Raw genomic sequence first — 22358 nt, forward strand, 5'->3', positions numbered from 1 at the left:
ATATCTTATGTCATTTAGCACAGCTTTAAGTGGTTTGAATGCGGCAACAGCCGATCTAAACGTCAAATCAAACAATATTGCTAACGTCAACACGACCGGCTTTAAGATGTCTCGTGCAGAGTTTGGTGACGTTTTTGCCGTTTCAGCCTTTGGATCAACCAATCAAACAGCCATTGGTAGTGGTGCCGTATTGCAAAATGTGGCTCAGCAGTTTAACCAAGGCAATCTTGAGTTCACGGACAATTCGTTAGATTTGGCGATAAGTGGACAAGGCTTTTTTGCCTTAGCTCCCGAACTCGACAGTGGTGAGGTTATTTACACTCGGGCAGGTGAGTTCGGTGTTGATAAAGATGGATATATTGTCTCAAATGAAGGTTGGTATCTAAGAACTTTCCCTGTGGATGAGCAAGGTAACATTTCAGCAACCAGTATGAATGCGACATCGCCTATTCAATTACCGGCATCTGTTGGTGCACCTGAAGCGACTACAGAGTTGAAAATCGCCACCAATTTACCCTCTACATCTGATGGGATTATTGATAGTGGTACTGGGGGGATTTTGGCCATCGACCCAACCGACGATACAACCTACAGTTATACAACCTCAGCAACAATTTATGATTCACTCGGTAATGAACATATCGTGACTACCTATTACCAGCATATCGATGAGGCGGCATTAGATGGCGGTGTCCCTGTGGGTGATAACCAATGGCAAATGGCTGTTTACGTTGATGGTGGTGAAGTCAAAGGTGGTACGGATGGAGTTCCCTATGCTCTAGAAACGGATGCCCGTATTAGTTTTAATGCTGATGGCACATTGAATCAGGTTGATGCTGATCCAAGTACTGCAGGTATTGATCCCATTGCTCTCACCTTCACTGATGGTGGGGCGACTGAGTGGATGAGTGGTGCCGAAACGCAAACAATTACATTATCGCTTAACGGCTCAACCCAGAACTCTGGCAGTTTTAATGTGGGGGCTCTCACTGTTAATGGTTTCCCAACTGGTCGTCTGACTGGGGTGGATGTGAGTGAAGAAGGCCTGATCAGAGCTAACTATAGTAATGGGCAAGCCATTCCTATTGGAAAAATTGCTATGGGCAACTTTGCTAATCCTCAGGCGCTGAACAAAATTGGTAGTACTGCCTGGAAAGAAACCACAGATTCTGGCCCGGTCATTGCAGGAGAAGCTGCAACAGGTAGTTTTGGTCAAATTCAGGCGGGTGCATTAGAAACATCCAATGTCGATTTGACGGCTGAGCTAGTGGGACTGATTACTGCACAACGTAACTTCCAGGCTAACTCAAAAGCGATCGAGACAAATAATGCCATTACTCAGACCATTATCAACCTGCGATAACGTTTTTCTTTAAAAGTGCGCTGTCTCTGGCAGCGCATTGAGGGCAGAAATAATGGACCGTAGCTTATATATCGCCATGAACGGGGCTCAACAGACCATGTTGGCCCAAGCAGCTAACGCCAATAATTTGGCAAATGTGAATACCACTGGTTTTCGGGCGGACTTTGAACAGTTTAGAAGTATGCCGGTATTTGGCGAAGGTTTACCTAGCCGTGTTTATTCAATGCTGGAGCGACCACAAACCGATTATCAAACAGGGTCTATTCAATCTACTGGACGTGATCTGGATATTTCTGTTCAAGGTGAAGGCTTTATTGCTGTTCAGGGTAAAGATGGTCGTGAGGGTTACACGCGTGCTGGTGATCTTCATGTGACGGAAGCGGGACAATTGGTTACAGGTACCGGACTTGCCGTGATGGGGGAGGGGGGACCGATAGCTATTCCCCCAGCCCAGACAATCGATGTCGGCAGTGATGGAACGATTTCTATCCGCCCTATAGGCGAAGCGGCAAATGCACTTGCCGTATTAGACCGGATTAAATTAGTCAAACCAGATTTGCAACAAGTGTTTAAGGATTCAGATGGCCTTATGCGGATGCAGGATGGTTCTGAAGCACCTTTAGATGCGACGGTCACAGTTGCCTCCGGTACTTTAGAGGGCAGTAATGTCAATGCGGTAGGTGCTCTGGTTAATATGATCGAGTTGCAGCGACAGTATGAAATGCAAGTCAAAATGATGGATACAACACAAGAAAATAGTGCAGCATCGGCACGTTTAATGCAGATAAGTACTTAAGCAATTAGCGTTAACACGACGATTGCATAAGACTTCAGGAGACGATTATGAATCAGGCTTTGTGGATTGCCAAAACTGGCCTAGATGCCCAGCAAACACGTATGTCAGTTATTTCCAATAATCTGGCTAACGTTAATACAACCGGGTTTAAACAAGACCGAGCGGTGTTTGAAGATTTGTTATATCAAACAATAAGACAGCCAGGGGCACAATCTTCAACAAGTACACAACTGCCATCAGGCTTGATGATTGGTACAGGTGTCAGAACGGTTGCGACGGAAAAATTACATACTCAAGGTAATATTATCCAAACTGAACAAGCATTGGACATTGCCATTAATGGCCGAGGCTTTTTTCAGATTTTAATGCCAGATGGAACGCTGTCTTATACACGTGATGGTACGTTTCAACTTAACTCTGATGGTCAGGTTGTGATGTCGAATGGTAACCCCTTAGAGCCAGCTATTACGATTCCAGCAGATGCACAAAGTATTACGGTAGGGTCTGATGGTACGGTAAGTGTGACTCAGCCTGGTACGGCGACCCCAACGATTGTCGGCAATATTGAGTTAGCCGACTTTGTGAATCCGACGGGTTTGCAACCAATAGGTGAAAATTTGTTTCAGGAAACCGGAGCAAGTGGCACCCCGATTACCGGTACACCTGGGTTGGATGGGTTTGGTCAGACCGTTGGCGGAGCGCTGGAAACATCGAATGTTAATGTAGTAACAGAGCTGATCAATATGATTGAAACTCAGCGTGCGTATGAAATGAATTCAAAAGCCATTTCTACATCTGATCAAATGCTGCAGTACGCCAGTCAGAACCTTTAGTCATAGCTTCGGGCTACTTGTTGTCCCCCACCAAGTAGCCCTTTTCTTTTTCACCTTCTTGGTTTTTCATTTTTTTGGCATGAACTCTGCTTCACTTTCTAGGTGAAGTACGTATTTTTTCGGAGTGTCAAAATGAAGACAATTGCCCCATTTTTAGTGTTTATTGCTGTGGCAATGTTAACCGGCTGCTACAACAATGAGGTTAAACGAGACCCAGCCTTTGCTGCGGTACGTCCAGCTCCGATTGAGCCGCAAGATAATTATGACGGTGCCATTTTTGACGCACGCAATAATATTTCACTATTTGAGGATTATCGTGCGAGACGGGTAGGCGATATTTTGACAGTCAAACTAGAAGAAAAAACTGACGCTGAGAAAGAGACAGAAACAACGGTCGATAAGTCGAATAATAATTCCATTGATAATCCAACGCTGTTTGGAACAACACCACAATTTAATCTCCCCGGCCAACTACCGTTAGCTAATACAAAAGACAACAATTTAGCCTTTGGCGTAAATTCAACCAGTAAATTTAAAGGTGCCGGCGATAGTGATCAGAATAATAAGTTGACCGGCAATATTAGTGTGTCGGTGGTTGAAGTATTACCCAATGGCAACATGGTCATTCGAGGTGAGCGAGTGATTACCATAAATCAAGGTAATGAATACATACGTTTGTCAGGGATGATTAGTCCAAGAGATATCGAGGCAGATAATTCTATTTCGTCTATTCGCATTGCCGATGCTCAGATTTCTTATGTGGGGGATGGCCCGACTAATGATGCCAATGTGATGGGCTGGTTAAGTCGATTCTTTGTTAGCGCATTGATGCCTTTTTAAAGGGTAAAAGTTATGAAGTTCAGAGTATTTATTGCATTCGCATTATTAGTGAGTTCAGGCCTTGCCTGCGCCGAACGGGTTAAAGATCTGGCCTCCATTGCTGGCGTGCGTAGTAACCAATTAATTGGTTATGGATTGGTGGTGGGTCTCAATGGCACGGGCGATAAGACAAAGTTCACCGGACAAAGCCTAAGAAACATGTTAGTGGAAATGGGGATTAATATCCCACCGGGCACTGACCCTAAAAGTAAAAACGTGGCGGCCGTGTCTGTACATGCCGATTTACCGCCGTTTGTTAAGCCCGGTCAAACCATTGATATTACTGTTTCCTCATTGGGTGATGCCAAGAGTCTTCGCGGTGGCAGTTTATTAATGACGCCATTAAAAGGGGCTGATGGACAAATTTATGCCATGGCACAAGGCAATTTAATTGTCGGCGGTTTTGGCGCTGATGCTGCTGATGGTTCAAGGTTAACGGTCAATATTCCCAGTGCCGGGCGGGTACCGAATGGGGCAACAGTTGAGCGAGCCGTCAGAAATGCATTGAATGTTGGGGATTCTATTATTCTTAATCTACACAGTCCCGATTTCACTACGGCCAGTCGATTAAGTGATGCCATTAACCATACATTAGGCAAAAATACGGCGTTTTCGATGGATGCGTCTTCGGTCAAAGTGAACGCGCCGCGCGATCCTAATCAGCGTGTTCCATTTATGTCCTTAATCGAGAATTTAGAGTTGAATCCAGGTGAAGCGCCCGCCAGAGTTGTGGTCAACTCACGTAGTGGCACGATTGTAATTGGGCAGCATGTGCGGGTGAGCCCTGCTGCAGTGACGCATGGTAATTTATCGGTCACTATCTCGGCTAACCCAGAAGTCAGTCAGCCAGAACCTTTTTCGCAAGGACAGACGGTTGTAACGCCTAACTATAATATTAATATTACCGAAGAAAATAGCCGGATGTTTGTCTTTAATCCTGGGGTATCGCTCGATGAAATTGTACGTGCGGTTAATCAGGTCGGTGCGGCGCCTGGTGATTTAGTGGCTATCCTCGAAGCATTGAAACAGGCCGGCGCACTTAAGGCTGACTTAGTGGTTATTTAGCGATGGCTTATGAGTCTAATATTGCCCGGTCAGCAGTTGACTTTCACGGCCTGAACCAACTACGCGAACAAGCTGTAAAAGAGGTGGATAGTCAGCAAACGTTGAAGCAGGTTGCTGGTCAGTTTGAGTCACTATTTATCAATATGATGCTGAAGTCGATGCGTCAGGCAAGTCTAGGTGACGGGGTATTTGACTCATCCCAAAGCAAAATGTATCAGGATATGGCTGACCAACAACTGGCTTCTGATTTGTCTATGCGTGGTGGGCTCGGACTACAGGAAGCAATTATCCAACAATTGGGGAGTTATCAGCTCCAGTCAGCTCAGCCAGCCAAAACGGGCCAGAGCTATAGTTACGACACAGTAACGATAAGACCTGCTCTTGCTAAAAAAGTAAACGAGCTGATGTTAAAGCAGATACGTGATATTCACGCTGAAAACATCGACACAGATTCGACAACAGAATTGAAAGATATTGGTGCCGTGGTCTTTGACTCACCTCAAGATTTTGTAAAAACACTCTGGCCTTATGCACAACAGGCTGCAGATAAAATTGGTGTTGCACCTGAGGTAATTTTATCTCAAGCCGCTTTAGAAACAGGCTGGGGCAAGTATGTTCTCAAAGATAAGGCTGGAGAAACAAGTTTCAATCTGTTCAATATCAAGGCTGGTAAAAGTTGGACTGGTGATAGTGTCAGTAAAGTGGCACTCGAATATCGTGATGGTAAGGCTTATAACGAAGCGTCTCAGTTCCGCTCTTATGAGTCATATCAGGATAGTTTCAATGACTATATTGAGTTTCTGCAAACTCAGCCTCGCTACCGTGATGCATTAAAACACACGGGTAATGCTGATGCCTTTGTTGAACAATTGCAAAAAGCCGGCTTTGCAACCGACCCTAATTATTCCGACAAAATTAAACGTATTATGAATAGTGACATTCTGGCACGAATTTCGCTGGAGTCAGACCATGCATAATCACGCTGACGAGTTAAGGAGCATGCCATGAGTCTGCTAGGGATTGGGACATCGGCATTATTAACGGCCCAAGGTAATTTATCGACGACCAGTCATAACATTAGTAATGTTAATACTGAGGGTTACACACGCCAGCGTGCTGACCAAGCGACACGTACGCCTGATTATAAAGGCGATATCTATTTTGGTACGGGTGTTCAGATAACGTCCGTCGAACGTGTATATGACACTTTTCTCGCGAGTCAGGTCAGAACTTATACAGCGCAGGAAGCCGCCCAGAGAAGCTATCTCAGTTATTCTCAACAGGTGGATGATCTGCTTGGCTCAGAAGACTTGGGCTTGAGTACAGGTATCAGTCAATTCTTCAATGCGGTGAATGAGGTAGCAAACGATCCGACATCGATTGCTGCCAGACAATTAATGCTGACTCGTGGTGAGTTGCTAGCAAATCGTTTTAATACCATGGATTCGCAGCTGACTCAGCTGGATGAGCAAGTGGATTACGATATTACTGTTGCTGTAGATGACATCAATAATTTATCGAAAAGTATTGCCGAGCTAAATGCTGCGATCACTGCCGCTAGTGGTGCTGGTGGCACGCCAAATGATCTAATGGATAAGCGTGACAAACTGATTACGGATCTTTCAGAGATCGTCTCAGTGAACGTGATCGAACAGTCGAATGGTACAACAAATATTTTGATTGGTAATGGGCAAGCCTTAGTCGCTGGTACGAAAAGTATGACTCTGACTACGGTGACCGATACCTCCACGACGCCACCAAGATTAGGCATTGGCTATGGCGATAGCAGTACTAATATCACTAGTCAGTTATCAGGTGGCACCTTAGGCGGGGCTTTGGAGTTTCGTGACACGATTATCGATGATGTCAGAGCTGAACTTGATGTGTTGGCTCAAGCGGTGGTGGAAGGTTTTAATGCTGTCCATAACAATACAACCAATATTGCCAATGGTGGGCAGGGATCGGTTGATTTAGATGGTAATGATGGCGGAGACTTCTTTGACCCGGCAAATATTACCGCCGCCACTATTTCAGTGGCAATAAGCGATCCTCGTGCCATTGCCGCCTCATCAAAGTTTGATGCGGCAACAGGCACCGTGAATATTTCTGGCTCAGGTAATAATGAAAACGCATTAGCTTTGGCTAACTTAGAGACAGATAAAACATTAGTAACTATCGCACCTGGGGTAACTCGTTCCCTATCAGAAGGGTATGCCGTGTTGGTTTCAGATGTGGCCACACGTACACAGCAAGCGGAAGCCAGTCAGGAAACACAACTTGCGTTGTTACAACAAACAGAACAGCGTTTTGATGCGGTTGGTGGGGTTAATCTGGATGAAGAAGCCGCACAGCTCATCAAATTTCAGCAAGCCTATCAGGCGGCTTCTCAGATTATTATCGTGTCCAACACGATTTTTGATTCGCTGATTAATGCTGTTTAGGAGATTATCATGAGAATTTCGACATCCTATATTCAACAGCAAAGTGTGGACACGATGCTTGCCCAGCAGAAACAGCTGGCCGATACGCAGTTACAAGTCTCCACCGGCCAGCGAATTCTAAGGCCTTCTGATGACCCGGTAGCCGCGGTAAAGTCACTCAATTACGAGCGTGAAGTCAGCATTAATGAGCAGTATCAGGCGAATGCGGATGTGGCGAACAATAAGCTCAATGCGGCTGAAAATGCCTTAACCAGTGCGACGGATATTGTTCAACGGATTCGCGAACTCGCAGTTCAGGCGCTGAACGATACCAATGATGCTAATGCCAGAACAGGTATTGCGGAAGAAATTGATGAGTTGAATAAATCGTTGGTCAGTCTGGCGAACACGACCGATGCTAACGGCGAGTTTTTATTTTCTGGTTATCAATCTTTCACACAAGCATTCGATACCACAACATTTGCCTATGGTGGCGATAGCGGTCAACGCAGTATGCGTGTAGGAAGTGATTACTCAGTCGAAGCAACTTTTCCCGGAGATGAGCTATTTGTTATCACTAATGCTGATAGTTCAACACAAGCTATTTTTCAGACGATCGATGAATTTTCAACCGCGCTAAAAGCTAATACTATCGGTACAGCACCTAATAATGGTGAATTCTTAGATAATATGTCGACAGCCATTGATTCATTAACTACAGCAAGAACCGCTGTTGGTGCTCGAATCAATTCTATTGACCAGCAACGCAGCATTAATGAAGACAGTCTGACCAGCCTTGAAACGAGTCTGACTAAATTAAAAGACTTGGATTATGCGGAAGCGATTTCACGTTTAAACTCGCAAACGACAGGCTTGCAAGCGGCTCAACAAGCCTATGTCAAAGTGCAAGGGCTGTCCCTGTTTAACTTTTTATGAAACACTGACATAACTCTAACTATTATCAGTTATAAAATATGAAGGCAGTGATTCTGGCTGGTGGCTTAGGTACTCGTATTAGCGAAGAGTCTATAAATAAGCCAAAACCAATGATAGAAATAGGTGGAAAGCCTATTCTCTGGCATATTATGAAAATCTATTCACATCATGGTGTGAATGATTTTATTATCTGTTGCGGTTACAAGGGCTATTTGATTAAAGAGTATTTTGCGAATTACTTTTTGCATATGTCGGACGTCACCTTTGATATGCAAAATAATAAAATGCATGTACATGAAGCCCATGCTGAACCCTGGAAAGTGACGTTGGTCGACACCGGTGATGATAGTATGACAGGTGGTCGTATCCGTCGGGTTGCTGACTATGTAAAAGATGAAGACGCCTTCTGTCTGACTTATGGTGATGGAGTTGGCAACATTGATATTACGGCGAGCATACAGTTCCATCAACAACATGGAAACTTGGCTACAGTCACAGCAGCCTATCCTCAAGCAAAATTTGGTGCATTGGATATACATGATGATCGGGTAGTGAACTTTCAGGAAAAACCGAAAGGTGACAATGGGATGGTCAGTGGTGGTTTTTTTGTGTTATCGCCCAAAGTGATTGATTACATTAGTGATGATCGAACTAGTTGGGAGGGGCGTCCACTGGAAAAATTGGTCGCAGAGCAACAGCTACGTGTTTTTCGCCACGAAGGCTTCTGGCAACCCATGGATACGCTTCGTGATAAGCAACACCTTGAACAACTCTGGCAGTCAGGTCAGGCACCATGGAAAGTCTGGTGATTGATCCCTCTTTCTGGCAAGGAAAATCTGTTCTGGTTACCGGGCATACTGGGTTTAAAGGAAGTTGGCTCAGTCTATGGTTAAATGAACTGGGGGCTAACGTCACGGGTTATGCTTTAGCTCCGGCGACAAATCCTTCCATGTATGACTCACTTGCTCTAGATGACGAGTTGGATTCGATAGTTGCCGATATCAGTGATCTGGCTACTTTATCTGTGACCATCAAGACATTACAGCCAGACATTGTCTTTCATCTGGCTGCACAATCATTGGTTAAACCTTCCTATGATGATCCCGTAAATACCTATCAGACGAATGTGATGGGCACAGTTAATGTGCTGGACGCAGTACGACATTGTCCTTCTGTGAAAGCTGTGGTGATCGTCACCTCTGATAAATGTTACGAAAATTATGAGTGGTCATGGCCTTATCGTGAAAACGACCGACTGGGTGGGCATGATCCATACAGTAATAGTAAAGGCTGTGCAGAGCTGGTCACGGATTCATACCGTAAATCCTTTTTTGCCGATAATAAAACGGCCATTGCAACGGCACGTGCAGGTAATGTCATTGGCGGTGGTGACTGGTCTGACTATCGATTATTGCCAGATTTGATTAAGGCAAAACAAAACACACAGCCATTAGAAATCCGGCATCCCGCCGCGATTCGTCCTTGGCAACATGTTTTAGAGCCATTATCAGGGTATCTGCAATTGGCACAGCAGTTGTGTGAAAGCGGCGTCGATGTGGCAGAAGCCTGGAACTTTGGTCCGGTACAGGAAGATATTAAACCGGTCCATTATCTTGTTGAACAAGCACAGAAAAAGTGGTCCAGCTTTGAATGGTATAGTCCGTCACAGAATGAACATCATGAAGCCAATATACTCATGCTGGATTGTTCTAAAGCACGACAAAAACTGGGATGGCAACCTGTCTGGCGAATCGATGACGCTTTATCAAAAACGTTTGACTGGTATGATGCCTTTTATTCCGGAAAAGAGATGCGTGAATTCAGTTTGCAACAGATTCAGCAATTTGTTCAGGCAGCCAATCCTCAGTTATTCAAAGCATGAATCCATTACATACACCTCACACTGAATCCTCATCGATCGCCTTAACTAGTGGCGATATTTGTGTCGTTAATAAAACGGGAATGTCACCGACGTTATGTGTTGTGGTGGCTATAGAAAATGCCATTATTGAATGTTATGAAATACTGGCATTCAACGATGATGTCTCAGACCTTGATATATTTGTTTTTGACGATGACAGTGTTAATGGTTCAGCGCAATATGTGGACTTACGCTTTCCACTATTTGCCGGTTCACTTGATGTGGCTAGCTATCAGGGCAAAATTTCAACATTAAATCTCGAAAGACTTTTGCGGGCTTTGGTGCAACGCCAGGTAAAACGTTACAGTCAAACGAAATTTCTGCACAAAGACTTTCTGCCTGGAAGCAGTACTGTTCCAGTGTCTGGCAAGGTTATGGATTCTGATGATATCGAGCATCTGGTTGATGCCTCATTGGATGGCTGGCTGACTACCGGTCGGTTTAATGCCCAGTTTGAAAAAGCGCTTGCTGAATTTATTGGTGTCAAACATGTGCTGACAGTGAACTCAGGTTCATCAGCCAACTTGTTGGCATTAACTGCACTGACTTCACCTAAGTTAGGTGATAAAGCATTACAAAAAGGCGATGAAGTGATTACTGTGGCGGCAGGTTTCCCGACTACGGTGAATCCCATTTTACAAAATGGTTTAGTGCCTGTTTTTGTTGATATTACTCTGCCTTCCTACAATATCGATGTCAGTCAGCTTGAGGCAGCGTTATCAGATAAAACACGAGCCATTATGATGGCGCACACCTTAGGCAATACTTTCAATATTGATGCCGTTGTAGCTTTTGCTCGCGAACATAATCTGTGGTTAATCGAAGATTGTTGCGATGCTTTAGGTACCACCTATTCACCAGATACTGAACTGACTGATTATCGTGGACAAGCAATTGCGTTAGATGAGCCTCGTCATGTAGGCACCTTTGGTGATATTGCGACGTTGAGTTTTTATCCGGCTCATCATATAACGATGGGAGAAGGTGGTGCGGTCTATACCAATAATGGCCAACTGAAATTGATTCTGGAGTCATTTCGTGACTGGGGCAGAGACTGTTTTTGTGAGCCGGGCCAGGACAATACCTGCAAAAAGCGCTTTAGCTATCAACTAGGGCAGTTGCCTTGTGGTTATGACCATAAATATACCTATTCTCACCTTGGTTATAACTTAAAAATCACTGATATGCAGGCGGCTGTGGGTTTGTCACAGTTAGCTAAAGTCACCGGGTTTATTGAAAAAAGAAAAGCCAACTTCCAACGTCTTTACGCAGGCTTATCTTCGCTACAGGATTATTTGCTACTGCCTGAAGCAGAGAACAATGCTGATCCGTCGTGGTTTGGTTTCGCTATTACCTTAAAGCAGAGTAATCGAGCGGACTTTATTCAGTATCTTGAACAACATAAGATCGCCAATCGATTAGTATTTGGCGGTAATCTCATCAAACAGCCTTATTTCGAACAGCAAAGCTATCGTAAAGTTGGAGAATTAACAGTCACCGATCAGGTCATGAATGATTCTTTATGGATTGGCGTTTTCCCAGGACTATCTGATGAGATGATTGATTACATGATTGATACCATCCAATCTTATTTCAAAGTGTGAGCAATGACTGACAAAACATCCATGTATCAAAAGTTATTCGTGCTGGAAATGGCCAACAATCACCAAGGTGATATAGCCCATGGCAAACAAGTCATTCAGCAGATGAAACAGGTGTGTGATGATTTCCCTTTCCAGTTTGCCTTTAAACTGCAGTACCGTAACCTGAAAACCTTTATTCATCCCGATTATCGCGATAGACAAGACATTAAATATGTTAAACGGTTTCGTGATACGGAACTGGATGAAACCCAGTTACTAGAACTAAAACAAGCGATTGATGATGCGGGTTTTATTTCCATGTGTACGCCTTTTGATGAAGATTCTGTTGATTGGATTGAGCAACATGGTTTCGACATATTAAAAATCGCGTCCTGCTCTCTGACAGACTGGCCGTTACTAGAACGCGTTGCCCAATCCTCTTTGCCATTGGTGATGTCTACAGCCGGTGCCACGATGGAAGAGGTTGAAAATGTCGTGCAGTTTTTCCTGCATCGCCATAAACAATTAGCGGTGATGCATTGTGTTGGTGAATATCCAACGCCACGACAAAATCTACAATTAGGTCAAATTGCCTTATTAAAACAACGTTTCCCTGAGGTGACTGTAGGTTACTCAACTCATGAAGATCCTAATGAAACCGAAGCGGTCAAAATGGCGGTGGCGATGGGAGCACAATTGTTCGAAAAGCATGTTGGGGTAGGTGAACTCAATGCTTATTCAGCCAATCCTGAACAAGTCAGACAATGGTTACTCTCAGCGCAAGAAGCTTATGCCATGCTTGGTCTTGAGGGTGAACGTGTTGCCGTCACCGAGACAGAGTTAACCACGCTCAATTCACTACGACGTGCCGTATTTGCCAAACATGATCTTGTCGCAGGTAAAGCATTACAAACAGAAGATTTTTATCTAGCGATTCCAAGTCAACCTGGTCAACTATTAGCCAATGATTTATCCAAGTACAAACAGTTTGAGTTAAAAACAGCTGTTAAAGCTAATGAGCCGTTGTTATTGGAAAAGCTTGAAATCACCGATACACGTGACATGGTTTCCGCTTCATTATCTAAAGTATGTGCTTTATTACGTGGAGCCGGCATTGCCATTGCTGACGGTGTGAACTGTCAGCTATCACATCATTATGGCATTGAAAAATTTGAAGAAACGGGCGCGACTATTATTGATGTGGTCAATCGTGAGTATTGTAAAAAGATTCTGGTATTACTGCCTGGACAAAATCATCCGGTGCATGCCCATCACAAGAAAGAAGAAACCTTTAATGTGCTGGCGGGTGAAATTCAGCTGCAACTAGGTGATGAATTAAAAACGATTAAAGCGGGTGAGATGGTAACTGTTGAACGCGGAGTTAAACATGCTTTCAGTAGTGAAACCGGGGCGATATTTGAAGAATTGTCGACGACACACTTTACCGATGATTCTTATTACGATGATAAAACCATTAACCAAAACAGTCGCCGCAAAACTAATCTGATCTTTCGTGCTGACTGGCTAACTACGGAGTGGGCATGAGCAAACAACGCGTTGCTGATTATATCTTTGCCCGAGTTGCCGAATTAGGTGTTAAAGAGGTTTTTTTATTGCCAGGTGGTGGGGCCATGCATCTGGTGGACGCGCTCGGACAGAATCCTGATATTAACTTTATACCGACTCATCACGAACAAGCGGCCGCGATTGCGGCTGAAGCCTACTCTCGTGTGAATGAAACACTTGGAGTGGCGTTAGTTACTACCGGGCCGGGTGCGACCAATGCTTTGACTGCTGTAGCGGGTGCTTGGATTGAGTCTGTACCTTTGTTGATAATCTCAGGGCAGGTGAAACGGGCCGATATGAAAGCTGATAGCGGCGTGCGTCAAATGGGGCCTCAGGAAGTCGACATCGTATCGATGGTTAAACCCGTTACTAAATACGCAGTAACGGTTGATGAGCCTGAGAACATTGGCCTTTATCTTGATAAGGCTTTACATGAGGCGATGACAGGACGAAAAGGCCCTGTATGGCTGGATGTGCCTTTGGATGTGCAAGCCAGTTTAATTGAGCCAGAAAATCTAGCTCGGGATGAATCGAATACTGATTCCGAATCAGACTGTTCACTTGAGCTGGATGAAGTTATTCAACTCATTCAGCAGGCACAGCGTCCTATTATTCTAGCAGGACACGGTATCCGTCTGTCAGGTGCCGCCGACGTATTCAAACAGCTCTACGAAAAAACCGGTATTCCGGTATTAACCACCTGGAATTCACTGGATCTGATTCCTTATGAACACCCATTATGTGCCGGCCGTCCAGGTTCCGTGGCACTCAGACCGGCAAACTTTGCCGCCCAGAATTGTGATTTATTAATCAGTATTGGCGCGCGTTTGGATAATGTGGTCACGGCTCACAATCCGCAAAATTTTGCTCAATATGCCGACAAAGTGATTGTCGATATTGATGCGGCTGAATTAAAAAAACATCAGTTGCCAAAAGCAAGATTGATTCAGGGCAATGCCAAAACTTTTATCGAACAACTGAATACTGAACTACCAGAGCTTAAAACTGACTATTCGGATTGGATTAATAAAATAGCCGATTGGAAACAACGCTATCCACGCTGCGATGGTGAAATGTTTCCAGAGCAAGGTGAAATTAGTCATTATCATTTTATCGATCGTTTATCTGCTCTCACTAAAGCCAATGAGCTTATTATTACTGGCAGCTCAGGGCTGTCGGTGGAAGTCTTCTATTCTACCTTTGTGAATAAACCCGGCCAACGTATTTTTCTCACTTCCGGTTTAGGGTCAATGGGCTATGGTTTACCCGCGGCGATTGGTGGTTGTCTCGCGTCAGGCAGAAAGCCCGTTGTTTCGGTTGAAGGTGACGGGAGCTTGCAGCTCAATCTACAAGAACTAAGTACCTTGAAGTCACTCAACCTGCCTATTCGAATGTTTGTGATGAACAATAATGGCTATGCCTCCATTCGAAATACTCAGCGCAATTATTTTGATGAACGCTATGTTGCGACAGGACAAGAAGCTGGTTTATTGATACCTGATTTGGTCAAACTCGCGGAAGCGATTGGCCTTGACGCTGTTCGTATTGATGATGCCAGCGAACTCGATGAAAAAATCCAATATGTATTGAATCATCCAGGCCCGATTCTTTGTGATGTCACGATTATCAAAGACGAAGCTTTATGGCCAAAAGTATCAGCTATTCCTCAGCCAAATGGCTCGATGATATCGATGCCATTGGAGGATATGTCGCCTTTATTAGAATTGGAGATGTTAGAACGAGAAATGTTGGTTGGTGTTTCAGAGGCGTCCAAACAATCTCGTAAGTAGTTTATGTTCTTCAATAAACGGACGATACATTTCATGGACAGGAATAAGATTGTCTGGGCAGGTGGAATACCATGCCAGATAACCAGCATCATTGGGCAATAATTGCTTGTTGTCAGGTTCAAAGTCACTTTTAGCTGAGCAGGCATAAAGAAAAGAAATAAAATGACCGCGTGTTGCGTGTGGTCGAATGATTTCATTCATCGTGACTGGGGTGGGATCGAAGTCAACTTTTTGACCAATTTCTGTGAGTGCAACTTGTTCGATACGCTGCTCCAGCGTTTCTTTATAACGAACAATTCCTCCAGGAATATGCCAGCCTGCACCTGCGAACTGATCATCTCGCCATGCAAGAAGGGTACGATTGTTGTTATCTTTAATCAATAAATCCACATTGACGAGAGGCGTGAGGCGACTGATGAGATGAAATACTTCTAATGGAAGTCCCGTTTCAGGGTTTTCGACGGATTGATCGAGAAAAGAAATAGCCTCAAATAAGTTCATCTGCTACCACAATGAAAGAGTTCGAATAATTATGTTAAGAGAAACTTGTCGCGTTTGTCATCAAGACTTTTATCCGACACCATTGTTGGTGTATGAAAATATGCCTAAGTCGGCGCAGTTTTTTCCAGTCAAAGATGAGCTTTCTCAAGAATATGGCAGCAACCTCAGCGTCAATCAGTGTCGAGGTTGTGGTTTGGTTCAACTCAGTAACCCTCCTGTTGATTATTACCGTGAAGTGATTCGTGCGGTTGGCATTTCAAATGAAATGAGGGCGTTTCGACAGGAACAATTCTCAGACTGGGTAAATCGATATAACTTGAATCATAAACGCGTTTTAGAAATCGGCTGTGGACAAGGAGAATATCTAGCACTATTAAACGAGCTGGATATTGATGCGTATGGTATTGAGTTCGGCGAAAAGTCGGTTTCTGTATGCCGGCAAATGCAACTTAATGTAGAAAAAGCTTATATAGATAGCGTTGACTCTAAGCTGAGTGATGGTCCATTTGATGCTTTTGTTATGTTGAACTTCCTTGAGCATTTGCCAGATCCTGTCAGTACACTTCTTGGTATTGCTGAGAACCTTAAGAAAGATGGGATCGGGTTAATTGAAGTACCTAACTTCGATATGATTCTTCGTGAAAGTCTATTTACAGAGTTTATTAGTGATCATTTGTTTTATTTCACATCTGACACCTTTGTTTCTACTCTAAACTTGAGCGGCTTTGATGTTTTAAAGTGCGAAGAAACATGGCATGACTATAGCCTATCGGCTGTAGTGCGTAAGCGTAACACATTTGATCTTAGTGTCTTTGATTCGCACAGAACTGAATTGAAAAAATCTTTGTACTCTTATATCGAAAAGTTTCCAATGAAAAGTGTAGTTGTCTGGGGAGCTGGGCATCAATCTTTAGCGGTTCTTTCATTGACAGAATTAGCAGATAAAATTAAATATGTAGTCGATAGTGCGCCCTTTAAACAAAATAAATTTACTCCAGCGACTCATATTCCCGTTGTTTCACCCGATAACCTTACTAAAGAACCCATTGAAGCAGTGATTGTGATGGCTGCAAGTTATACTGGTGAAGTTGTGAATATCATCAAGGAACGTTACCCCAATGTCAAAGAAATCGCCATACTCAAGGGTAGTGGCCTGGAATTTGCTGGTATTTAGGGATTAGTTCAAATATTTGGAGTTATAGTTGGATATCCAAGATAATGTTGTAAGCATAAATCATACTGGTGGAAATAGTGTTACCCCATCGGAAATGCAGGTCAAAGGAGTTATCAGCATAGTTATATATAACTATCGGACTACTAGCCTTGCTAGATGCTTAGATAGTATTTTTGAACAAGCAAGCTTCCCTAAGTTTGAAGTGCTTATCATGGATGATGCCTCGCAAGATGGTGCCTGGGATATAGCTGTTAAATATGCGAGAGAGTATAAAGGACTTATTAGCTTAAATAGAAATAAAAGAAGCATCGGTGAGAAAAAAAACAGGCGAAGAGGCTTGCTCATGTGTAAAGGTGAGTACTGTGTCAGTCTCACTGATGGTATGCAATTTGAACCTGAATATATTATCGAAGTAATAAACAGGCTTAATCAAGACGCATTTTTCAAACACAGATATATCTGCAGGCTCAAAACGCATAGTATTTTCCAGCCACTCTATAACCCAATATTAGAAGCTTCAAATGAGGATAGATCAGACACCCCTTTAGTCACAGTATGTATCTACAATTTCAACTATGGTAGGTATCTCAGGCAATGTATAGAAAGTGTTTTAGAACAAACATATCAAAATATAGAGATTTGTTTTTCTGATAACGCCTCGCAAGATGACTCATGGAATATTGCTTTAGAGTATGCAGAAAAAAATCCAGGGTTGTTTAGCTTAAGCCTTAATCGTATTAATTTGGGTCCTGTAGCGAATATGTGGAACTGCGTCGTCAACATGAGAGGCAAATATTTATTGAAACTATGTTCTGATGATGCGATTAAACCTGATTTTATTGAGAAATGTTTAAAAGCGTTTCGTCAGTTTCCCGACATTGCCTATACGATGGTTCATCGAGATATCATGGACGAAGCTGGCAACATTACACCAGAAGCACCTTTTTATAATAATTCATGCTACATACCTGGGCATGAGCAAGCCGCTGTTTATATGATGTCATCAGTAAATCCAAGTATTTCACAAATCATGTACGATGTGAGACGTATGCAGGATAAGCGAATGTCTGGCAATCTGAATGACAGGTGGTTTGGTGACCGTTTGATGGATTTCCATATTTGCTGTGAATATCCGATTGTCTATCTTAAAGAACCATTGCTCCTTAATCGTATTCATCAAGAAAATGATAGTGCTAAGATGGACTCAAACTTACTACAATGCATCGGGGAGTATGTTCTAGTGCATCAATTGGCTGATATTGCAGCTAACTATGAAGGCGTGAAAAAAGCAGAGAAAAGGTTGCCTGAAGCTCTAGAGAAGCTATCTAATTTGTCTATCAGATATTGTTTGAGACGATTATTTTATGGTGATGAGAGTGGTGCTAAAAGGTATTTCTACTTTGCATTGACTGCGGATTTAAATATAGAACAACATCCATTTTTTTCTCTATTGACTGAGTACTGGGCTGCAGATAATACGCGTAAAGAGCAGATATTGTCCTGCATAAAAGGTGAGTCATCTGACGTATTGAGCAGAAAAGTATCTTATTCTCCTCCTGAAGATAGTATCCAGTATTTTGATGACGGTGATTATTATGCATCAAATTAGCCCAACAGAAATCCAGGAATTCTTAGTAGGTGCTCGTGAAGGTGATAAACAAGACCCGAGCGTATTTGTTCGGTATTGTCGACGATTTAATAGTGTCATATTGTGGGGCGCGGGGAATCTGGGTAACGCATTAGGCCTTAAATTTAAAGAGCTTGATATCCCTATATCAAATTATTGGGATACAAATCATGATTCAATAAAAGAGTGTCATGATGTGGAGGTTGTAGCTCCTTTTTCTTCAGGTAAAAGTTCGGACTCGTTAGTTATTTTCTGTATTGGAAATGTGGCAGTTGGTCCAAATGTTTTTCGACAGTTAGAAAAGAATGGATGGCAGAATGTTATTCATGGGAATGATTTGTTACAAGGCTTACTATGTCCATTAGACAATAAGCAACCACCAAAGGCTGAGGTATGTAACAGCTTTGACATCTGTAGTGTCTGCTCTTGTCAACGGTTGCATAATATTGTTAATGCTGATGTAGCAAGGAAACAGGGGATCAAAAAAAACGAGACTTTATCTTTTGACCGTATTCATTTCATCACAAATAACATTTGTAATCTGAAGTGTACGCATTGCTTTATGTATATCAATAGTTATCCCAAAGCATTAAAGAAAAATGTCAGTACAAAGCAAGTATTACAAGATATTCAATTATCAATGACAGCTATTCACTCACTGGGCGTTGTGAATATTTTTGGTGGTGAACCTTTTTTACATAAAGATTTACATCAGATTGTTTCCGGTGTCTTGGGCTACCAGAATTTTGGTTCTGTGATCGTCAATACAAACGGCTTAATCAAGATGAAACCTCATCAACTAGAGCCTCTGAAAGATAAGCGTGTCAGGTTAGCCTTTTCAAATTATCTGGAAGTGACAGATGAAAAGGCGCAAAAGTTGTTTTTCGATAATATTGAAAAAGCAAGGGCTTCTGGGGTAAACACCAAGTATCAAAACTCTTTGCCAACATGGAATATCTCATCAACTCTCGAAGATAAAAACGATGATGAGCAAGTTATGATAAATAAAAAGGAAGCATGTGGTGTAAAGTTTTTATATGTGTTTGATGGGAAGATATTTCCTTGTGCGTTTAGTCTGTCACTCTATGATCTTGAAGTTGCTGATTACAACACGGATTATGTTGAACTAGACCCTGATAAAACTCCCGAACAGTTGAGAAAAGAAATTATCGAAATGGTGTCGAGACCTTTCTACCATTCTTGCAGTCACTGTGAGACGTTTGGTTCACCAGCTCTAACCAATGTCGCAGCTGAACAAGGATATGATGAACGTTATGCGCTGCCTAAAAAAACAAGAAAGTTAATTGATATCCCTATTGTTTCAGAGTTATCTGTCTCAGAAGGATAAGGCTATGACTAGCAAAACAGAAGTAAACAGTGTGCTAACAAACATTGATATATCACCATATGTCAGACAATGTCCGGTATGCGAATGTAAGGAATCCAAGCCTTTTAGGTTTGTAGATATGGTCGTGCCAACGACATTGTCTCTTCAGTGTCAATACATGATAAACCAGTGCGACAATTGTGGGGCTGTTTTTCATAATGTAGATCCTGGTCTTGATAGAAGCAATTATTATGGTGCGTACACTGGTTCAGACACTAATAGCTATGTCGTAACTTCTGAACAGCTGTATCTTAATGATTTGACCATTAACTTCTTAGAGCATGCATATTTATCATCAAAAGATTTAGTCATTGCTGACATCGGTTGCTCATTTGGACTAACTCTTACTGAATTAAAGCGTAGGGGATATCGTAATCTCTATGCTATTGACCCTGACAAATCCGCCGTAAAATATTTATCAGAATCAGGTATAGAGGGTGTAGTCGGTGACGCGGAAACAGAGCGAAGAGAGCTTGAAAGTAAGTTTGACCTTATAATCCTACGGCACGTGCTCGAGCATCTTTATGAGCCTCGTAAAGCATTAAACAATGTTAAAAAGTGGTTAAAGCCCGGCGGTAAAATCTACATAGAGCTCCCAGCTCTCTCCCTATATCAGGAAACAGGCCCATTCCCTGGATATTTTTTTGAATTCGAGCACATTAACCACTTTAGTCTGAATGCCTTACTTAACATGATGGACTCTTATTCATTGACTAATTATGAGGCAACGAAAGATATTTATCCTTGTATGAGGGCACTGTTCGATGTATCGGAAAAGAAAAAGGAAGTCTCATTCTCGGCTGATTCTATTTTTGTTGAATCAAGTTTTTCTGAACTCAATCCTCAATCAAAAAAAGTGATAGAAAAAATAGAAGAGCTTAATGATGGAAGAAAGATTGCTCTGTGGGGAGTGTCAATATTTGTATATAGACTGTTAACTCATACGGCTCTTAGAGATATTAATATTCAGCGTTTAGTTGATGGGAATTCATCGTTGCAGGGAGCAAAAATCCTTGGCCTTGAAATACAAAAGCCAGATGTGCTCAGAGATTTTGATGGTGATATATTAATTTGTGGAGAGAATTCGGCAGAGAGCATCAAGCGTTCAGTAAGCTCTATGAATATAAAAAATAATGTTATCTGTCTAATGGGTGATTAGTTCTAATGGCTGAGTCGAATTCAAAAACTCCTGAAGAAGTTGAAAATATCCTAGAACAGGCTCGACGAGGTATTGGAAATCATACTGATGTCTTATTGGCTTACATTAAAAGTTTTGACAAGATAGTTCTTAGAGGTGCAGGAAATTTTGGTTCCGCATTTGGATTGTTTCTAACCAAGGAGAACATTCCTGCTGCCAATATTTCATATTGGGATAAGCGTTATACTGAACTGCGACAAGTTAATGGACTTAATGTAGAAAAACCATTCTCATATACCCCTGACAAAGGGAATATCCTCATCATTAATTGCATACCGAATGGAAGTCTCTCAGGAAGTGTTGGAAGAGAGGAATTTATAAGTAGAGGGTACTCGCATTATCTTTCAGGGATGGCATTATTTGAAGCTTTAATGTGTGGTATCAAGCCGCAAACAGGATTCGATGCTAAGGTTTGTCTTGACACAACTTTTTGTAATTGGTGTTCCTGCAAGCGTTTGTCAGCAATGATGCCAAAAAATATGAGAGAACAACAATCACCTTTTGTTTACTCATTAGCTACATTTGTTATCAATCAAAAATGCACATTGAGTTGTTCTCATTGCGGCCAGTACATTAATCATTACTCAAAGGAAGAGAGGATTAACTTCTCATTAGATAAAGTGAAAAGTGACATTGATAATATTTTTGAATCCATTGATGGTATTGGTTATGTGTCAATTATTGGAGGAGAGCCTTTTGTACATCCAGAACTGGATAAAATCATTGAGCATGTGTTAACAAAAACAAACTTTGGCGTAATTGGGATCACAACAAATGGTATTTGTGATATCGAAGATAGTCTTTTAGAAAAGTTAAATAATGGCAAGACTAGAATTATATTTTCTGATTACACCGCTGCGCTAAATGAAAATCAGATAAAGTTATTTAAAAAGAATGTTAATAAGGTGGCGAGTAGTGGTATCAGTTTCACAGTGGGACAGCCTATCTGGGCAACCCCCGCATCACTGCGGAAATTGAACCTTTCTGAAAGTGAGAAAATTCATAAAAAAGCTAATTGTAATTCTAGAGTGACATGTAAAACTATCCAGAATGGAGTTTATTATCCTTGCTCGACGACTGCTGCAATGGGCTCACACCAGCTTGCCAACTTTCAAAATGATTGGGTTGAATTGGGTAGCGCTAGCTCAGCTGAAGAGCTTCGAAAAAAGATTCTTCAGGTTGATGAACAACCATTTTATGAGAGCTGCGACCATTGTGGAGAAGGTGGAGATGAGTTAGCCATCTCTGGTGAGCAAGGGGTGAGTGAGAGATATATTCACATTGATGCGATTAAACGCAAAAAAAGTTCTACGTAGACT

19 protein-coding genes are annotated in these 22358 nt (G+C 42.4%); 18 read left to right on the plus strand and 1 reads right to left on the minus strand.

Annotated features, from left to right (window positions below; translation table 11 throughout):
• The first annotated feature begins 7 nt into the window (after positions 1-7).
• The 13 genes from flgE (at position 8) to MAMP_RS03460 (ending at position 15152) form a co-directional block, all read left to right on the plus strand.
• Positions 8-1363 carry a flagellar hook protein FlgE gene (gene flgE / locus MAMP_RS03400; protein ID WP_007144589.1) on the plus strand — a complete coding sequence of 452 codons (1356 nt, stop codon included), beginning with the start codon at positions 8-10 and terminating at the stop codon, positions 1361-1363.
• Positions 1364-1415: 52 nt separating this feature from the next.
• Positions 1416-2159, plus strand: a complete 744-nt coding sequence (gene flgF / locus MAMP_RS03405) for a flagellar basal-body rod protein FlgF (RefSeq protein WP_007144590.1) — start codon at positions 1416-1418, stop codon at positions 2157-2159.
• A 47-nt stretch (positions 2160-2206) separates the two neighbouring features.
• Positions 2207-2992, plus strand: coding sequence for a flagellar basal-body rod protein FlgG (gene flgG, locus MAMP_RS03410; protein WP_007144591.1), 786 nt, complete (start codon positions 2207-2209; stop codon positions 2990-2992).
• A gap of 132 nt (positions 2993-3124) precedes the next feature.
• Positions 3125-3832 carry a flagellar basal body L-ring protein FlgH gene (locus MAMP_RS03415; RefSeq protein ID WP_007144592.1) on the plus strand — a complete coding sequence of 236 codons (708 nt, stop codon included), beginning with the start codon at positions 3125-3127 and terminating at the stop codon, positions 3830-3832.
• Positions 3833-3844: 12 nt separating this feature from the next.
• Positions 3845-4936: a flagellar basal body P-ring protein FlgI gene (locus MAMP_RS03420; RefSeq protein ID WP_007144593.1), complete on the plus strand. Its 1092-nt coding sequence runs from the start codon at positions 3845-3847 to the stop codon at positions 4934-4936.
• Between the two features lie 2 nt (positions 4937-4938).
• Positions 4939-5913, plus strand: coding sequence for a flagellar assembly peptidoglycan hydrolase FlgJ (gene flgJ, locus MAMP_RS03425; protein WP_007144594.1), 975 nt, complete (start codon positions 4939-4941; stop codon positions 5911-5913).
• Between the two features lie 27 nt (positions 5914-5940).
• A complete protein-coding gene (flgK, locus tag MAMP_RS03430) occupies positions 5941-7377 on the plus strand; it encodes a flagellar hook-associated protein FlgK (protein WP_007144595.1) in 1437 nt (478 codons plus the stop codon).
• 9 nt (positions 7378-7386) lie between these two features.
• Positions 7387-8292 carry a flagellar hook-associated protein FlgL gene (gene flgL / locus MAMP_RS03435; RefSeq protein ID WP_007144596.1) on the plus strand — a complete coding sequence of 302 codons (906 nt, stop codon included), beginning with the start codon at positions 7387-7389 and terminating at the stop codon, positions 8290-8292.
• Between the two features lie 38 nt (positions 8293-8330).
• The gene (gene rfbF / locus MAMP_RS03440) at positions 8331-9101 is read left to right on the plus strand and encodes a glucose-1-phosphate cytidylyltransferase (RefSeq protein ID WP_007144597.1); all 771 of its coding nucleotides are present in this window, start codon (positions 8331-8333) and stop codon (positions 9099-9101) included.
• Positions 9086-10174, plus strand: a complete 1089-nt coding sequence (rfbG, locus tag MAMP_RS03445) for a CDP-glucose 4,6-dehydratase (protein ID WP_007144598.1) — start codon at positions 9086-9088, stop codon at positions 10172-10174. The genes rfbF and rfbG overlap by 16 nt, the downstream gene beginning before the upstream one ends.
• The gene (gene rfbH, locus MAMP_RS03450; protein WP_007144599.1) at positions 10171-11817 is read left to right on the plus strand and encodes a lipopolysaccharide biosynthesis protein RfbH; all 1647 of its coding nucleotides are present in this window, start codon (positions 10171-10173) and stop codon (positions 11815-11817) included. Before rfbG ends, rfbH begins: the two co-directional genes overlap by 4 nt.
• Positions 11818-11820: 3 nt before the next feature.
• Positions 11821-13341 carry an N-acetylneuraminate synthase family protein gene (locus MAMP_RS03455; protein WP_007144600.1) on the plus strand — a complete coding sequence of 507 codons (1521 nt, stop codon included), beginning with the start codon at positions 11821-11823 and terminating at the stop codon, positions 13339-13341.
• Positions 13338-15152, plus strand: a complete 1815-nt coding sequence (locus tag MAMP_RS03460; protein ID WP_007144601.1) for a thiamine pyrophosphate-binding protein — start codon at positions 13338-13340, stop codon at positions 15150-15152. The genes MAMP_RS03455 and MAMP_RS03460 overlap by 4 nt, the downstream gene beginning before the upstream one ends.
• Here MAMP_RS03460 and MAMP_RS03465 read toward each other — a convergent pair.
• Entirely contained in the window at positions 15123-15653 is a 531-nt protein-coding gene (locus MAMP_RS03465; protein WP_007144602.1) for an NUDIX hydrolase, read from the minus strand. The genes MAMP_RS03460 and MAMP_RS03465 overlap by 30 nt on opposite strands.
• Positions 15654-15684: 31 nt before the next feature.
• Between MAMP_RS03465 and MAMP_RS03470 the strand changes: the two genes are divergently transcribed.
• The 5 genes from MAMP_RS03470 to MAMP_RS03490 are packed head-to-tail and all read left to right on the plus strand — an operon-like array spanning position 15685 to position 22355.
• On the plus strand, positions 15685-16827 hold the full coding sequence (locus tag MAMP_RS03470) for a class I SAM-dependent methyltransferase (RefSeq protein WP_007144603.1): 1143 nt from the start codon (positions 15685-15687) through the stop codon (positions 16825-16827).
• A gap of 28 nt (positions 16828-16855) precedes the next feature.
• Entirely contained in the window at positions 16856-18436 is a 1581-nt protein-coding gene (locus tag MAMP_RS03475; RefSeq protein ID WP_007144604.1) for a glycosyltransferase family 2 protein, read from the plus strand.
• On the plus strand, positions 18423-19802 hold the full coding sequence (locus MAMP_RS03480) for a radical SAM protein (protein ID WP_007144605.1): 1380 nt from the start codon (positions 18423-18425) through the stop codon (positions 19800-19802). Before MAMP_RS03475 ends, MAMP_RS03480 begins: the two co-directional genes overlap by 14 nt.
• 4 nt (positions 19803-19806) lie before the next feature.
• Positions 19807-21000, plus strand: coding sequence for a class I SAM-dependent methyltransferase (locus MAMP_RS03485; protein WP_007144606.1), 1194 nt, complete (start codon positions 19807-19809; stop codon positions 20998-21000).
• Between the two features lie 5 nt (positions 21001-21005).
• Positions 21006-22355: a radical SAM protein gene (locus MAMP_RS03490; protein ID WP_007144607.1), complete on the plus strand. Its 1350-nt coding sequence runs from the start codon at positions 21006-21008 to the stop codon at positions 22353-22355.
• The last annotated feature ends 3 nt before the right edge of the window (positions 22356-22358 follow it).

The sequence above is a fragment of the Methylophaga thalassica MP genome (genome assembly GCF_000214595.1).
In the GTDB taxonomy this organism is placed as follows: Bacteria; Pseudomonadota; Gammaproteobacteria; order Nitrosococcales; family Methylophagaceae; genus Methylophaga; species Methylophaga thalassica.

Bases quoted from the DNA above. Each gene is read 5' to 3' on its own strand.
- flgE (WP_007144589.1), top strand. From the start codon at position 8: ATGTCATTTAGCACAGCTTTAAGTGGTTTGAATGCGGCAACAGCCGAT.
- flgF (WP_007144590.1), top strand. From the start codon at position 1,416: ATGGACCGTAGCTTATATATCGCCATGAACGGGGCTCAACAGACCATG.
- flgG (WP_007144591.1), top strand. From the start codon at position 2,207: ATGAATCAGGCTTTGTGGATTGCCAAAACTGGCCTAGATGCCCAGCAA.
- MAMP_RS03415 (WP_007144592.1), top strand. From the start codon at position 3,125: ATGAAGACAATTGCCCCATTTTTAGTGTTTATTGCTGTGGCAATGTTA.
- MAMP_RS03420 (WP_007144593.1), top strand. From the start codon at position 3,845: ATGAAGTTCAGAGTATTTATTGCATTCGCATTATTAGTGAGTTCAGGC.
- flgJ (WP_007144594.1), top strand. From the start codon at position 4,939: ATGGCTTATGAGTCTAATATTGCCCGGTCAGCAGTTGACTTTCACGGC.
- flgK (WP_007144595.1), top strand. From the start codon at position 5,941: ATGAGTCTGCTAGGGATTGGGACATCGGCATTATTAACGGCCCAAGGT.
- flgL (WP_007144596.1), top strand. From the start codon at position 7,387: ATGAGAATTTCGACATCCTATATTCAACAGCAAAGTGTGGACACGATG.
- rfbF (WP_007144597.1), top strand. From the start codon at position 8,331: ATGAAGGCAGTGATTCTGGCTGGTGGCTTAGGTACTCGTATTAGCGAA.
- rfbG (WP_007144598.1), top strand. From the start codon at position 9,086: ATGGAAAGTCTGGTGATTGATCCCTCTTTCTGGCAAGGAAAATCTGTT.
- rfbH (WP_007144599.1), top strand. From the start codon at position 10,171: ATGAATCCATTACATACACCTCACACTGAATCCTCATCGATCGCCTTA.
- MAMP_RS03455 (WP_007144600.1), top strand. From the start codon at position 11,821: ATGACTGACAAAACATCCATGTATCAAAAGTTATTCGTGCTGGAAATG.
- MAMP_RS03460 (WP_007144601.1), top strand. From the start codon at position 13,338: ATGAGCAAACAACGCGTTGCTGATTATATCTTTGCCCGAGTTGCCGAA.
- MAMP_RS03465 (WP_007144602.1), bottom strand. From the start codon at position 15,653: ATGAACTTATTTGAGGCTATTTCTTTTCTCGATCAATCCGTCGAAAAC.
- MAMP_RS03470 (WP_007144603.1), top strand. From the start codon at position 15,685: ATGTTAAGAGAAACTTGTCGCGTTTGTCATCAAGACTTTTATCCGACA.
- MAMP_RS03480 (WP_007144605.1), top strand. From the start codon at position 18,423: ATGCATCAAATTAGCCCAACAGAAATCCAGGAATTCTTAGTAGGTGCT.
- MAMP_RS03485 (WP_007144606.1), top strand. From the start codon at position 19,807: ATGACTAGCAAAACAGAAGTAAACAGTGTGCTAACAAACATTGATATA.
- MAMP_RS03490 (WP_007144607.1), top strand. From the start codon at position 21,006: ATGGCTGAGTCGAATTCAAAAACTCCTGAAGAAGTTGAAAATATCCTA.